Origin of the sequence: Catellatospora aurea (assembly GCF_042663325.1) — a bacterium.
Taxonomy (GTDB): domain Bacteria; phylum Actinomycetota; class Actinomycetes; order Mycobacteriales; family Micromonosporaceae; genus Catellatospora; species Catellatospora aurea.
In genome coordinates, this window is the sequence record NZ_JBHTAC010000018.1 from 1 (window position 1) to 14,287 (window position 14,287).

Below are 14,287 nucleotides of genomic sequence, written 5' to 3' on the forward strand. Positions count from 1 at the left end.
TCGCGATCGTCAGCTTGACCTTGCCACCCGGCTTCGCCGGGTCGTCACTGCCACCGCAGGCCGCGGTGCCGAGCACGAGCGCGGTCGCGAGCAGCGGGCCCGCGATCGTGAGAAGACGGCGACGGACGCCGGGTGTTGCTGCACTCATGGACTTCCTCCAGAGCTCGGATATGTGGGTGGTGCCGATTTGCCTGTCATCCCGGCCGTCCGACGCGAACGCCGGACGGCCGGGTGCTTCGTTCCCGCCCTCGGCCCTACGGGCCGCTGACGAGGTTGACGACGTTGTTGCCGGAGTTGGCCGTCCCGCCGGTGTTGTTGATGACGCGGTTGATGGTTCCGGTGCCGCCGAGCGAGACGGTCACCATGTTGTGGAAACTCGTGCCCGAGCTGGGCACCTCGAACGCCCGCTCGGCCACCACGGCCGGGTTGACGTTGAAGTAGCAGTAGCTGCCCAGGCCCCAGGCTTCGTGGCTGGTGACCGTGTTGGCCACCTTGTACGCCGCGTAGCCGCGGGTGGAGCCGTTCATCCAGCTCGCCTGGTTCGGCGGGTCGTAGGGCAGCTCGTTCTGGAAGAAGTACGTCCGGCCGCCGTTGCCGTTCCAGATCACCTGGTACTTCTGGTAGTGCTCGACGAACAGGCCGTAGAACGTGATGTTGTTGCCGTTGACGACCAGGCCGGTGTCGGCGGTGTTGGTGTTCCAGCCGACGCCGGAGCCGTGGTCGGCGCGCCAGATCCAGGTGTGGTCGCCGATCACGTGGTGGCTGTTGATGACCAGGCTGGTCGTGGCCTTGCCGACGCCCGCGCCGCCGATGCGGAAGAACACGTCGTGCAGCGAGGTCGGGTTGGCCGCGTGGTTGGCGCTGGAACCGGCCGGGCCGACCTGCATCAGCGTCGCCGAGTTGGTGCTGCCGGCGTCGATCAGGATGCCGGCGAGCTTGACGCCGTCCACGTCGGCGACCGACATCGCCATGACCCCGTTGTCCGGGATGATGGTGGCCAGGCCCAGGCCCAGCACGACGGTGTCGGGCCGGGTGATCCGGATGGTGTCGTTGACGTGGTAGACCCCGGGCGTGAACAGCAGGTTCTGCCCGGCCGCGAGCGCGGCGTTGATGGTGGCCGCGGTCGCGCCCGCCTTGACGATGTGGAACTGGCTGATCGGCAGCGAGGTGCCCGCCGGGGTGCCGGTCGCCCAGGTGGTGCCGGTGCTGTTGCTGCGCAGGCCGGGCACGAACACCTGGTACGCGCCCGCGCCGTCGACGTACAGGAAGGGCTTCTCCCGCACGACCGGCGTCGCGCCGACGTTGGTGTAGGGCGGGCTCGGGAACGTGTTGCCCGGGGCGCCCTGCGTGCCGACGAACACCATGTTCCAGTTGGACCCGGCCCAGCTGCCGAACTGCGAGTTGCGCGAGATCCACTGCTGCTGGCTGCCCGAGTTCACCTGGCCGTCGATCTTGACGTCGGAGAACCAGCCGCCGCTGGCCCAGCCGCCGTCGTCGAGCAGCAGGTTGCCGCGCACGTGCATGCGGCGGTACGGCGCGGCCTGCGACACGGCCCAGCGGTCGGTGCCGCCCGTCGGGGTCACCGACAGGTTCTCCGCCCCGCGCCAGAAGTTCTGGGTCGCGTTGTTCGGCGGGAACCAGTCGGCCTCCACGTGCACCGACCCGTTGATGTTCACCGCGTCCGGCGAGAAGCCCAGACCCAGGACCTGGGTGTAGAAGCCGACGTTGACGTTGACGTTGTAGCTGCCCGGCTTGAACATCAGCGCGTACCGCTGGGTGCCGAACTGGTTCGTCTCCTGCCCCGAGAACACGCTGTTCAGCTGGGACTGGATGGTCGAGGCCGACATCGACGGGTCGAAGATCCGCACGTTCGGGCCGAGGTCGGGGTTGTTCGGGTTAGGCGGCACGGTGCTGGGCGAGGGCTGCGGGCCGCCGACCGGGTTGAGGAAGAATGACTGCGCTCCCGTTCCGTTGCAGGTGTACTGCACCAGCTGCACGCTGTCTGCGGTGGAGGCGGCGGGCACGTCCAGGCACTTGCCGCTGTGCCGGCTGACGAAGTGGTATGCCCCGTCGGCCTCCTGCACCGCCTGCCACTGCTGGTTGTTGCCGCCGCCGTAGAGCCACAGGTGGATCGCGGCGTTGTCGGCGGTCGAGACGTTGGAGACGTCCCAGACCTGGTTGACGGCCGGCGCGGTGCCGACCTTGAAGTAGCCGCCGCTGGTGGCGTCGAAGCGCCACTGCTGCGCGGCGGTGCCGTTGCAGGTGTACTGCTGCACCGCGGTGCCGTTGGCACTGGCCGCGGCCCGCGCGTCGACGCACTTGCCGTTGGCCTTGTTGACCACCGTGTACGTGGTCCCCGAGGTCACCGCGGCCTGCGCCGTGGTGCTGCCCAGCACGACCACGGCAGCCGCGCCGAGCCCGGCGAGCAGCGACGCGGTCAGCGTCGTGACGATCAGCCGCCGCCTCATGAGTAGATCCACTTCTGGTTCGCGCCCGTGGTGCAGGACCAGATCTGCAGCCGCGCGCCGTCGGCGGAGCTGTTGTCCTTGACGTCCAGGCAGGTGCCGGAGAACTGGTTGACGAACTGCTGCGTCGAGCTGTTGTAGGTCCACTTCTGGGAGGTGCCGGTGTGGCAGTCCCACAGGTGGGTCAGCGTGCCGTTGGCGGCGTTGGGGCCGACGATGTCGAGGCACTTGCCGAGCGAGCTGAGCCGGCCGCTGGAATCACGGGTCCAGGACTGCGCCCCGGTGCCGTTGCAGATGTAGAGCTGGACCGCGGTGCCGTTGGCGGTCGCCGCCCCGGCCACGTCGATGCACTTGCCGGCCAGCCCCGTGATCGGGCTGGTGCCGCCGCCGGGGTTGCTGCCCGGGGTGCCCGACCAGGTGAAGGTCGCGGTGGTACGCGCGGGCAGGGTGTACACGAAGGACTGGTTGCCCCAGTTGACCCGCATCGACTGCGCCGAGGTGCCGCCGTTGTGCGCGATCAGGGCCTTGGACCCGTCCGGGTTCTTCCACGCGACGTTCTGGATGGTGCCGTTGGCCGTCGAGTCGATGCGGAAGGCGCCGGGCTTGACGAACTTGGTCAGGTGGCCGGTGGTGTAGTACTCGATGGTGTAGTCGACCTGACCGGCCCGCGAGCCGCCCTCCTGCACGGTGATCAGGCCGGTGCAGACGTCGCAGCCGCCGTTGTGCGGGCCCATGAACTGGTTGAGCGCCAGGCTCCACTTGACCAGGCTGCCGCTCCAGTTGCGGGCGTAGTTGACGATGTCGGCCATGTCCTCGTTGTGCTGGTTGCCGATCCAGGTGCCGCCCGAGTGCTCGGTGCTGAACTGCTTGACCGACGGGTACTGGTTGTGCACCTGGGTGCCGACCGAGGGGTCGCCGAAGTAGCCGTGCCAGGCGATCCCGCCGAACAGCGGGTCGTTGCGGATGCCCGTGTCGGCCAGCGTGCCCGCGCTCATACTGGCGTAGTCGCCGTAGTTCCAGTCGTGGATGAGCACCTTGGTGGTGATGCCCGCGGCCCGGAACGCCGGGTACACGTGGTTCTTGGTGAACTCGATCAGGCCGGAGGTGTTCCAGCTCATGCCCGGGTAGTTCATCGCGGTCGGGTTGCCCGACTGGCAGCAGTTGGGCTCGTTCTGCACCGAGATGTAGTTCACCGGCACGCCGATGGCCTGGTAGCTCTGGATGTACTTGACCAGGTACTGGGCGTACATCGGGTAGTACTCGGCCTTGAGCCAGCCCATCTGGTCCATCCGGCCGTTGTCCTTCATCCAGCCCGGCGCGCTCCACGGCACGCCCTTGACCCGCAGGGCCGGGTTGAGGTTCTTGGCCTGCTGGGTGAGCAGCCGGACGTTGGTGTCGTAGCCGTTGCTGCCGAAGTCGTTGAGGTTGCAGCAGGTGTCGTCGAGCGAGACGTTGCCGGGCCGGGACAGGTCGGACGCGCCGATCGGGTTGCGCACGAACGACAGGCCGATGCCGTCGGTCGGCGAGAACAGCTTGCTCATCACCTGGTCGCGGGTCGCCGCGCTGATCGGGCCGCCGCGCAGCAGGTAGGCGGTGGTGTCGGTGATGGACGCGCCGCCGCCCTCGAACTGCTGGTAGGTGGTGCCCTCGTTGACGGTGATGGTGTGGTTGGCGCTGCCGCCGGCGGGGCCGAAGGCGATGTTGCCCTGCTGCTGCAGGCCGCGGGTGACCGTGCGGCCACCGGAGTCGGACGTGGTGGTGAGCCAGACGCTGACGCTCTCGCCGGCCGCGTAGGCCGAGGGGGCGATCACCGAGCCGGTCACCAGGAACGCGGTCGCCGCCGTGGCGGTGACCGCGATGGTGGTGGTCCAGCCTGACCGGGGACGGAACACGCGGGACCCTCCTTTCGACGAAGCCATGGCGAGCCATGACAGGACAGGGGCGCGGGGTTCGCCGGGCGCGCCGCGTGAGAGGTGGCGCGTCGCGACTCCTCGCGTGGGGCGGTGGAGGACCGGGCGGCGGTGGGGCTGCCGCCGACCCGGTCCGGGCTGTTCCTGTTACGCAGGAGCGTCGATGTAACCGATGTAACAGAATGATTGACGTCCTGTTGACAGCACTGAAACATAAGGCATTCGGGCCTGTCAAGACTCTGGAATGTCCGAGAAAGACAGTAGTATCCAGCCACGTTTAGCTGAAACAAAATGAAACTGCCGCTGCCTGCGGAGAAAAGGAAGGCGTCCTTCCTATAACGTTCGACGCGTCAGCGGGGCGGGGCGGCCGCCGTCGAGTCGCGGATGACCAGCTCGGTGCCGAGCGAGACGTGCACGGCCTCCAGCGTGTGCCGGTCCAGCAGGCGCATCAGCATCGTCACCGCCATCCGGCCCATCTCCTGCAGCGGCTGGCGCACCGTGGTCAGCATGGGCGTCGTCGCCCGGCTCACGTCGATGTCGTCGAAGCCCGCGATCGACAGGTCCTGCGGCACCCGCAGCCCGCGTTCGTGTGCCGCGGCCAGCACGCCGACGGCCATCTTGTCGTTGAACGCCACCAGCGCCGTCGGCCGGTCCGGCAGGTCCAGCAGCTCCCCCGCCGCCCGGTAGCCGTTGTCGGTGTTCGGCTCGTTGACGTGGCGCACCAGCTCCGGCGTGGGCAGCACCCCGGCGTCGGCCAGCGGCGCGACGTATCCCGCCATGCGGGCGTCGTTGGCCAGCCACTCCGGCGGGCCGCCGATGATGCCGACCCGGCGGTGGCCCAGCTCCACCAGGTGCGACATCAGCCGCCGCGCCCCGGCGAAGTGCGCCGCCGACACCGTCACGATGTCCTTCGGGGCGAGCGTGCGCGGGTCGATCACCACGAACGGGAACTGCTGGTCGCGCAGCCGCACCAGGTCGTCGGGCGACTCGGGCGGCAGGATCAGGATCGCCCCGGCCACGTCCGGCCGGTCGGCCAGCGTCGACAGCACCGGGGACGGCTGCGCGGCCTCGCCCGCGTTGAGCACCATCTGCCGCCCGTGCAGCTCGATGGTCTCCGCGATGGAACTGACGATCAGCCCGAAGTAGTCGGTGAGCACGTACGGGCAGCGCACGTAGACCGCGCCGGTGGCCGGAGGCAGCTCGCCGCGGCGCAGCGGGGCCCTGTCCCCGCGCCGGTGCACGGCCTGCAGCACCAGGTCACGCGTGTGCGGCGCGACGTTGGGCGCGCCGTTGAGCACCCGGGACACCGTCGCGATGGACAGGCCCGTCTCCGCGGCGATGTCACGCACCGTGGCGCGTACGCCGACCGTTCTAGGCATGGGCGCACACGATACCCGACCTGTCATTGCTCCGGACGGTAACGACGTTCGTACTTGTCCCAGGAGATGCCGGCCGCGGCGAAGGCCTCGCCGACCCCGACCTCGGAGATCGGCCGGGAGTAGCGGTAGCCCCGCTCGCCCTCGACGTGCCAGAAGAACCGGCCCAGGGGGTCGACCATGACGTACGAGCCGGTCATCTCGTCGTTGTCCTCGCTGACGATGACCTTGTCGAAGTGCCGGTGGCGGTCGAGGAACGCGCCGAACTGGGCGGCGGTGACGGCCTCGCGGTCGCCGTACACCGGAAGGACCTGGAAGATCTTCCACCGCTCCGGCCGCACGGCCTCGATGAGCGGCGAGAGGTCCTCCTGGTGGTTGGCCGCGCAGACGACCGTGTTGAGTTTGATCCGGGTGCCGGCGGCCTCCCGCAGGCGCGACACGTAGCCGCACAGGAACGCCGGGTCCAGCATGCCGCGGTGCCGGTCCAGCCGGCCGATGCGCTGGTTGGTCTCGTCCACCAGCGAGTCGACGCTGATGCCCACGAGGTCGATGTTGGCGGCGGTCCACGCGACGTCGAACCGCCGCAGCATCAGGCCGTTGCTGACGTACGAGACCTGGGCGCCGAGCTCGCGGCAGACCGCCACCAGCTCCGGCAGCCGTTTGAGCAGGGCCGGCTCGCCGCCGACGAAGTTGAACCGGATCCCGTCCGGCCCGCCGCCGAAGTGGTCGAACAGGTCCCGGACGACAGCCTCCCCGGCGGCCACATCATCGAAGATCTCCGTTCTGGTCACGCCCAGCCCCCACTTGCCGAAGCAGAAGGTGCAGCCGTAGTTGCACCGCTCGGTGACATGGAGGTTGACCACGAACTCACTCATACAAGGAAGTTGTCCTTCTCGATGTGATCCATGAAGCTGCCGGCGTCCTCGATGCGGTTCTTGAAGTGCTCGTTGACCACCCCGCGGATGGCGAACTCGGCGCCGTCACGGTCGACCGCCACGACGCCGTCGCCCTCGACGACCCGGCCGATGGCGTACAGCGGCAGGCCTTCGGCCTCGGCCACCCGGGCGAGTTCGTCGGCGCGCGAGCTGGGCACGCAGTAGAGGATGTTCCAGTCACCACCGCCGAACATCAGCTGGGTCAGCGGGATCGAGGTGGCTTTCGCGCACTCGACGGCGTAGGGGTGGTACGGCACAGCCTCCAGGTCGATCTCGACCCGCACGCCTGCCGCCGCGAACGTCTGCAGCACGTCCAGCAGGCCGTCACTGGCGTCCATGCCGCACCGGGCATAACCGCCCGCGTTCACCGCACCGGCGGAGCGCCACTGCGCCGTGGGCGTGCTCAGGTACTCGATGTAACCCTCGGCCTCCGGGACGGGCCGGCCCTGGAAGACGTCACGGATCATGAAGTAGGAGCCTGCGAACCCGCCGACCCGGCCGGCGCAGAAGATCCGGTCGCCCGGTTGCGCCGTGTTGCGCGGCAGGAAGCGGTCGGCTCCCACCGTGCCGACCGCCGTGCCGACGACGTGCGCGTCGGCGGCCTCCTTCGTGTCGCCGCCGGCGAACACGACCCCGTTGCGGCGGCATTCCGCGGCGGCCCCGAAGACGATGTCCCTGACGTTCGCCGCGGTCTCCTCGCCCGGGACCATGATCGCGATCATGACCGACAGCGGGCGGCCGCCGGAGGCCAGGATGTCGCTGCAGTTCGCCGTGACGGCCATCCTCCCCCAGGTCTCGTAACCGGCCAGGCCGAGGGAGAGCGCGACCGGACGGGACGCGCGGTCGATCTTCTGGATGAGGTCGAACGGGGAGTCCGCCATCTCGATCACGGAGGCGTCGTGCCCGAATCCCCCGATGAGCCGGGGATCGACGAACAGGTCACCCAGCAATCCGGACAGGAACCCCTTCTCCCCGAGCGAGCGGAGATCAGCCCCGGAATCCATGGACGTCATGTGCGAGCCTTTCTTGATGGAGACACGTCGCGCCGTCAGTCGTTGCCGGCCGGACGGGCGGGACCGCCGCCCGCCTGCGACGGCAGCGGGCCGGCCGGAGCCGCCGGACGCAGCCGTCCGACACCTTTCAGCTGCTTCAGTTCGTCGTCGTCGATCTGGTACTTGGAGTGCAGTTCCACGCCGACCTCGGCCAGCCCTTCGCGGGCGTCCCCGTCCATCCGCTCGAACAGGCAGAAGACGTCCGACACGTTCAGTCCGTAGGTCCGCAGATGATTGACGCAGGTCGCCAGGAACGACCCCTCCATGCAGAGATCGTCGACGATGACGGCGGTCGCACCGGGCAGGAACGTCCCCTCGATCGGATATCCGAAACGCGGGGCGCGGCCGGTACGAATCATAAGGAAGTCGGAGCCGAGCAGCTCCGCGACACTCGATCCGACGAGCAGGTTGCCCTCCCGTGGCGTCGCGATCGATACGCCTTTGAGATCCGTTCCGAGGCCCTCTTCGACGAAGTCGGCAAGCGACCTGGCGAGCACCGCCCTCTTGGCGGGGACACAGCTGGCGGTATGCATGTCGAGATACACCGCTATCGGCTGGGTGACGATGTATCCGACCCCGGATTTGTCCGACTGGATGAAGATGTGATCCGCGGCGATCGCGCGCACCGGATCCTCGTCGATCTCGTCGAGAATCTTGAGCGCCTCACGCGATTCGACCTTGCGGCCGGGCGCGGCGACCGCCGTCCGCTGCAGGCGGTACTGGCTCACGTTCACCCCGAGCGTCACCAGTGCGACCAGCGCACCGATGATGCCCGCCACCGCAACCGCGAATTCCATGCCGTCTCCACTGGACGTGCGAGCAATAGAGGAATGCCGCGCAGCGATGCGCACCCTGAGTTCCGATCACGTTACCGGCGGCATGCAATGACGTCTATCAACTTTCGGCGGACGGAGACGACGGCCGACCGCACGAAAGTCGTTCATGTACTCAGCCGCTCATCCGGCGCCGGGATGGACGATCATCCGCGCTGGCATGGCATTCGAGTGGCATGTCATACCGTGCGTATATTCGACGTCGCCACCGGCGACGCGATCATTCCTTTCGCGGGCCGATTCCGCCGTTCTGCAGAGGCTGACTCATGAAGCTGGTCATCGTAGGGCACATCGGCCTGAATGAGGACCGCACGCCCCATGGCAGCGCCGTGTCGCCCGGCGGGGCCGCGTACGCCTGCGCCCGCGGCGCGGCCGTGCTCGACGCCACCCAGGTGGGCGTGGTGGCGACCGTCGGCGACGACCTGAGCCTGGCGCCGATCCGCAACCTCGGCGTGAACCTGCTCGGTGTCCGGGTGGCCCGCGGCCGCTCACCCCGGTTCTACATCGACCAGCACCCCGACGGCCGGCGCACCTTCAGCGTGGACTTCGGCATCGCCACCGAAGCCGCACCCGACAGCTTCCCGCAGGCCTACCGGCTCACCCGGCACGTCCACCTGGCGACGGCGCCGCCCGAGCAGCAGCTCGCCTGGCTGGTGCACCTGCGCCGCGTCCTGCCGCGCGCCACCATCTCGGTCGACATGTTCGAGCACTTCGCCGAACGGGACGGCGCGCTGTGCCGCCAGGTGTGCCGCGGCGCCGACCTGATCTTCATGAACGAGGAGGAGCAGCGGCTGCTCTTCGGCGGGCACGAGCACCCGCCGGTGCCGGCGGTCGTGAAGTTCGGCCCCGAGGGCGCCGGATACTGCCAGGACGGGCAGCTGACGCGCGTGCGCGCGACGCGGGAGGAGCCGGTCGACACCACCCACGCCGGCGAGATCCTGGCCGGGGTCTTCCTGTCACTGCGGGCGTACGGCCTGCCCCGGCAGGACTGCCTCGCCCACGCCGTACGGGCGGCCGCCGCGAAGGTCACCCAGTTCGGCGTCAACGGCGACGCGCTGACCGCGACGCTGGACCGGATCCGCGCGGAGGTGACCGCCGCGGCGTGATCCGCGCGACACGGCACAGGCGATTCGCTGCGTTCTCCCAGGATTCGCCCAGCCGTCATGGATAGAGTCCCCAGACAGCTGGGCCGCCCCCACCAGCGGAGATCCATCAATCCCCCACATCTTCCTGTGGAAAGGTGACGCGATGCCCGCGACGACCCGACCCGCCTCGCGGCGGCCGGACAAGACCGGCGGCAAGGGACGCAAGAATCTCAAGGCGCCGGCCGGCGGCGGTATGAGCACCAACCTGAAGTTCACCCTCGGCGTGCTCGCGGCGGTCGCGCTGATCGTCGGCGGAGCCGTGTTCTTCGCCATGAAAGGCGGCTCCGAGCCGGCCGCGGCCGGCTCGAACCCGGTCCGCGCCGACTCGCACCAGCTGTCCACGGCCGCCGACGGCAAGGTGACCATCGTCGAGTTCCTCGACTTCGAGTGCCCGTCCTGCGGCCGCGCCTACCCGGCCGTCGAGCAGCTGCGCAAGGAGTACGCCGGGAAGATCACCTACGTGGTCCGGGAGTTCCCGCTCGACATGCACCCCAACGCGATGAACGCGGCCGCAGCGGCGGAGGCCGCCGCCAACCAGGGCAGGTTCGAGGCGATGTACAACAAGCTGTTCACCACCCAGCAGGCCTGGGGCGGTCAGCAGACCGACCACGCGAAGACGTTCGACGGCTACGCCGAGGAGCTGGGGCTCGACATGGCGAAGTTCCGCGCGGACGTCGCGTCGCAGCAGGTGCGGGACCGGATCGAGACCGACCGCACCGACGGGGCGGCCGCCGGGGCGCGGGGCACGCCGACGTTCTTCGTCAACGGCAAGCTGTTCGAGCCGGCGGCCACGTACGACAACCTGAAGGCCGCGATCGACACGGCGCTGGCGGGGTGACCATGACCGCGATCAAGCAGCGCGGCGCGACCCACGCCGAGCCGACGAGCGTCGAGGGGCACCTGTCTCCACGGCGGACCACCGTCGACCGCGCCATCGGCTGGATCCTGACCGTCACCGGCGTGCTGGGCACGGCGGCGGCGTTCACCCTGGCCGTGGAGAAGATCCACCTGCTGACCGACCCGTCGTACACGCCCTCGTGCAGCATCAACCCGGTGCTGTCGTGCGGCTCGGTGATGATCACCGAGCAGGCGTCGGCGTTCGGCTTCCCGAACCCGCTGCTGGGCCTGGGCACGTTCCCCGTCGTCGTGACGCTGGGTGTGCTGGTGCTGGCCGGGGTGCGGCTGCCGCGCTTCGTCTGGCTCGGGCTGCAGGCGGGGGCGACGTTCGCGCTGGGCTTCGTGTTCTGGCTGATGTTCCAGTCGATGTACCGGATCGGCGCGCTGTGCCCGTACTGCATGGTGGTGTGGGTCGCGGTGGTGGTGCTGTTCTGGTACACGACGCTGTACAACCTGCACCACGGGCACCTGCGAGTGCCGGCCCGCCTGCGCGGCGCGGTGGACCTGGCCGTGGACGTGCACGCGGTCGGCCCGGCGCTGTGGCTGCTGGTGACGGTGGTGCTGATCGCCCAGGCGTTCTGGAGCCAGTGGCAGATCATGCTGTCCTGAGACCTTCCGGCCGCCGCGGCCTCTCCTCCCCGTCGCGGCGGCCGGTTCCCGGAAAGGAGATCGCCGTTTCCGGTCAGGACCTGGGATCGGGCCCAGGCTTCTGACCGGAAACGGCGATCTTTCGGTGTGCGGGAAGCCGGCGCGCCACGGCCCGGCCGCGGGTCAGCAGATGCGCGGGAGCGGGTCGCCGACCAGGAGGTCCATGATGCGGGTGCCGCCGAAGCGGGTGCGCAGCAGGACCAGGTGGGCGGGGTCGTCGTCGACGCGGCCGATGACGGCGGCCTGCTCGCCCAGCGGGTGCCTGCGTAGTGCGGCGAGCGCCGCGTCAGCCGCGTCCGGGGCGACCACCGCCACGAAGCGGCCCTCGCAGGCGACGTAGAGCGGGTCGATGCCGAGCAGCTCGGCCGCGCCGCGTACGCCGGGGCGGACCGGCACCGCCTCCTCGTCGACCACGATGCCCACCTCGGCGGCGCGGGCGATTTCGTTCAAAACCGTGGCGACGCCGCCCCGGGTCGCGTCGCGCATGGCGCGCACACCCGCCCCGCACGCGTCGAGCAGCGCCGCGGTCGCCCCGTGCAGCGGCGCGGTGTCCGAGCGCAGGTCCACCTGAAGGTCCAGGTCGCCGCGGGCGATGAGGACGGTCATGCCGTGGTCGCCGACCGGCCCGGACACCAGCACCACGTCACCGGGCCGGGCCCGGTCGACGCCGAGGTCGTGGGCGCGCTCGCGCAGCCCCACCCCGGCCGTGGTGATGTAGCAGCCGTCGGCCTGGCCGCGCTGCACGACCTTGGTGTCCCCGGCGACGATGCGCACGTCGGCGGCCTTGGCGGCAGCCGCCATGGAGGTGACGATGCGGGTCAGGTCGGCGACTCCGAAACCCTCCTCCAGAATGAACCCGGCCGACAGGAACAGCGGGCGCGCGCCGGCGACCGCCAGGTCGTTGACGGTGCCGTTGACGGCCAGCTCGCCGATGTCGCCGCCGGGGAAGAACAGCGGCGACACCACGTACGAGTCGGTGGTGAAGGCCAGCCGGGTGCCCGCGACGGTCAGCGCCGCCGCGTCGTCGAGCGCGGCCAGCTGCGGGTTGTGGAACGCCTCCAGGAACACGGCCTCGACCAGGCTCTGCGTGGCCTTGCCGCCCGCGCCGTGGGCCATGGTGAGGCGTTCCTCGCGGATCCGGGCACGGGCCCGGCGGGCGCGGGCGACCCGCTCCATGACGGCCTGCTCGCTGACGCCGGCGACCGCCTTCGCGCCCGCCTCGGTGACCGGGCCGTCGATGGTGACCTCGCCGCTCACCGGGCCGTCACCTGCAGCAGCCGCTGGCGGCGGAACCGGCCGAAGTTGTAGTACGCCGCGCATGCGCCCTCGGGCGACACCATGCAGGTGCCGATCGGGGTCTCCGGCGTGCAGGCGGTGCCGAACACCTTGCACTCCCACGGTTTGAGCACGCCCTTGAGCACCTCGCCGCACTGGCAGGACTGCGGGTCGGCGACGCGTACGCCGGGCACGTCAAAGCGGCGCTCGGCGTCGAAGTCGGCGTACGCCTCGGTCAGCCGCAGTGCGCTGTGCGAGATGAAGCCCAGGCCGCGCCACTCGAAGAACGGGCGCAGTTCGAGCACGTCGCCGAGCACCTTCAGGGCGGTCGGGTTGCCGTCCCACGGGACGACCCGGCTGTACTGGTTCTCGATCTCGCAGCGGCCCTCGGCGAGCTGGGCGAGCAGCATGTCGATCGAGTGCAGGATGTCCAGCGGCTCGAACCCGGCCACGACCAGCGGTTTGCCGTACTGCTCAGCGATGAACCGGTAGGGCTCGCAGCCGATCACCGTGGACACGTGCCCGGGGCCGAGGAAGCCGTCGAGGCGCTGGTCCGGCGAGTCCAGGATGGCCTTGATCGCCGGGAGGATGGTGACGTGGTTGCAGAAGACGGAGAAGTTGGTCAGCCCCTCCGCCTTGGCCCGCAGCACCGTGACCGCGGTCGACGGGGCGGTCGTCTCGAAGCCGATGGCCATGAACACGACCTGGCGGTCCGGGTGCTGCCGGGCAATCTTCAGCGCGTCCAGCGGCGAGTACACCATGCGGATGTCGGCCCCGGCGGCCTTGGCGTCCAGGAAGGAGCCGTCGCCGCCGGGGACCCGCATCATGTCGCCGAACGAGGTCAGGATGACCTCGGGGCGCCGGGCGATCGCGATCGCGTCGTCGACGCGGCCCATCGGGATGACGCAGACCGGGCAGCCCGGCCCGTGCACCAGCTCGACCTGCTCGGGCAGGTAGTCCTCCAGGCCGTGCTGGTAGATGGTGTGCGTGTGACCGCCGCACACCTCCATGAACTTGTACGTGCGGCCCGGTTCGCACCGGGCGGCGATCCGGGCCGCCAGTGCTCGGGCCTGTTCGGCGTCGCGGAACTCGTCCACAAAACGCATCGTCGCCTCGCTCAGTCGATGGTGGAGCTTCGCAGGGCGGTCAGCTCGTCGGCGTACGCGTCCCCGAGGCTCTTCAGGAAGTCCATCGCGGCCGTCGCCTCGGCCTCGTCGATCTTGGATAGCGCGAAGCCGACGTGGATCAGCACCCAGTCGCCCTCGTTGATCTCACCGGGCTCGAACAGTCCGATGTTGATGGCGCGTCGTACGCCGCTGACGTCGACCTGCGCCAGGTCCGGCCGGTCGGCCATGATCTCGACGACCTCGCCGGGAATGCCCAGGCACATACGCTCAGGCCCGCAGGTCGACGAGGTGGAGCTCCTCGAGGATGAGGTCGTCGCCCCCGGTGACCACCACGTCGGCGCTGCCGCAGAAGGCGCAGACGGGCAGCATGTCCATGGACTGCTCGGCCCGGCCGCAGGCCGCGCAGGACACGTGCGCGGGCACGGCCACCATGTCGATCTCCGCACCGTCGGCGGTGGTGCCGGTCGCGACCAGCGCGAAGCCCTGCTTGAGAGCGGGCTCGGCGACGCCGTGGCGTACGCCGATGCGCACCTTCACCCGGTTGACCTGCCGACCTTCGGCGCGCTGGGTGACCGCCCCGAGGATGCTCTCACAAAGTCCGATTTCGTGCATTTTATCTCCTTA

General features: G+C 69.6%; 13 protein-coding genes. 3 read left to right on the forward strand and 10 right to left on the reverse strand.

What is annotated here, in order from left to right; translation table 11 throughout:
* Positions 1-254: 254 nt before the first annotated feature.
* From ACFQO7_RS18915 to ACFQO7_RS18940, 6 genes are all read right to left on the reverse strand, one after another.
* Positions 255-2,468 (reverse strand): RICIN domain-containing protein, encoded by a 2,214-nt coding sequence (locus ACFQO7_RS18915; protein ID WP_376807584.1) that lies wholly within the window; start codon positions 2,466-2,468, stop codon positions 255-257.
* Positions 2,465-4,357 carry a ricin-type beta-trefoil lectin domain protein gene (locus ACFQO7_RS18920; RefSeq protein WP_376807585.1) on the reverse strand — a complete coding sequence of 631 codons (1,893 nt, stop codon included), beginning with the start codon at positions 4,355-4,357 and terminating at the stop codon, positions 2,465-2,467. Before ACFQO7_RS18920 ends, ACFQO7_RS18915 begins: the two co-directional genes overlap by 4 nt.
* Positions 4,358-4,725: 368 nt before the next feature.
* Positions 4,726-5,754, reverse strand: coding sequence for a LacI family DNA-binding transcriptional regulator (locus ACFQO7_RS18925; protein WP_376807586.1), 1,029 nt, complete (start codon positions 5,752-5,754; stop codon positions 4,726-4,728).
* Between the two features lie 23 nt (positions 5,755-5,777).
* Positions 5,778-6,626, reverse strand: a complete 849-nt coding sequence (locus ACFQO7_RS18930) for a viperin family antiviral radical SAM protein (RefSeq protein WP_376807587.1) — start codon at positions 6,624-6,626, stop codon at positions 5,778-5,780.
* A complete protein-coding gene (locus ACFQO7_RS18935) occupies positions 6,623-7,699 on the reverse strand; it encodes a thiamine-phosphate kinase (protein WP_376807588.1) in 1,077 nt (358 codons plus the stop codon). Before ACFQO7_RS18935 ends, ACFQO7_RS18930 begins: the two co-directional genes overlap by 4 nt.
* Before the next feature lie 35 nt (positions 7,700-7,734).
* Complete coding sequence (locus ACFQO7_RS18940; RefSeq protein ID WP_376807589.1) at positions 7,735-8,535, reverse strand: hypothetical protein; 801 nt, start codon at positions 8,533-8,535, stop codon at positions 7,735-7,737.
* A 302-nt stretch (positions 8,536-8,837) separates the two neighbouring features.
* Between ACFQO7_RS18940 and ACFQO7_RS18945 the strand changes: the two genes are divergently transcribed.
* From ACFQO7_RS18945 to ACFQO7_RS18955, 3 genes are all read left to right on the forward strand, one after another.
* Complete coding sequence (locus ACFQO7_RS18945) at positions 8,838-9,677, forward strand: carbohydrate kinase family protein (RefSeq protein ID WP_376807590.1); 840 nt, start codon at positions 8,838-8,840, stop codon at positions 9,675-9,677.
* A 142-nt stretch (positions 9,678-9,819) separates the two neighbouring features.
* The gene (locus ACFQO7_RS18950) at positions 9,820-10,554 is read left to right on the forward strand and encodes a DsbA family protein (protein WP_376807591.1); all 735 of its coding nucleotides are present in this window, start codon (positions 9,820-9,822) and stop codon (positions 10,552-10,554) included.
* Between the two features lie 2 nt (positions 10,555-10,556).
* Positions 10,557-11,222 (forward strand): vitamin K epoxide reductase family protein, encoded by a 666-nt coding sequence (locus tag ACFQO7_RS18955; protein WP_376807592.1) that lies wholly within the window; start codon positions 10,557-10,559, stop codon positions 11,220-11,222.
* A 162-nt stretch (positions 11,223-11,384) separates the two neighbouring features.
* Here ACFQO7_RS18955 and hypE read toward each other — a convergent pair whose 3' ends face one another.
* The 4 genes from hypE to ACFQO7_RS18975 are packed head-to-tail and all read right to left on the reverse strand — an operon-like array spanning position 11,385 to position 14,275.
* Positions 11,385-12,518 carry a hydrogenase expression/formation protein HypE gene (hypE, locus tag ACFQO7_RS18960; RefSeq protein ID WP_376807593.1) on the reverse strand — a complete coding sequence of 378 codons (1,134 nt, stop codon included), beginning with the start codon at positions 12,516-12,518 and terminating at the stop codon, positions 11,385-11,387.
* Entirely contained in the window at positions 12,515-13,642 is a 1,128-nt protein-coding gene (gene hypD, locus ACFQO7_RS18965; protein WP_376807594.1) for a hydrogenase formation protein HypD, read from the reverse strand. The genes hypE and hypD overlap by 4 nt, the downstream gene beginning before the upstream one ends.
* An 11-nt stretch (positions 13,643-13,653) precedes the next feature.
* Positions 13,654-13,926: a HypC/HybG/HupF family hydrogenase formation chaperone gene (locus ACFQO7_RS18970; RefSeq protein WP_203699236.1), complete on the reverse strand. Its 273-nt coding sequence runs from the start codon at positions 13,924-13,926 to the stop codon at positions 13,654-13,656.
* Between the two features lie 4 nt (positions 13,927-13,930).
* On the reverse strand, positions 13,931-14,275 hold the full coding sequence (locus ACFQO7_RS18975) for a hydrogenase maturation nickel metallochaperone HypA (RefSeq protein ID WP_376807595.1): 345 nt from the start codon (positions 14,273-14,275) through the stop codon (positions 13,931-13,933).
* Positions 14,276-14,287 lie beyond the last annotated feature (12 nt).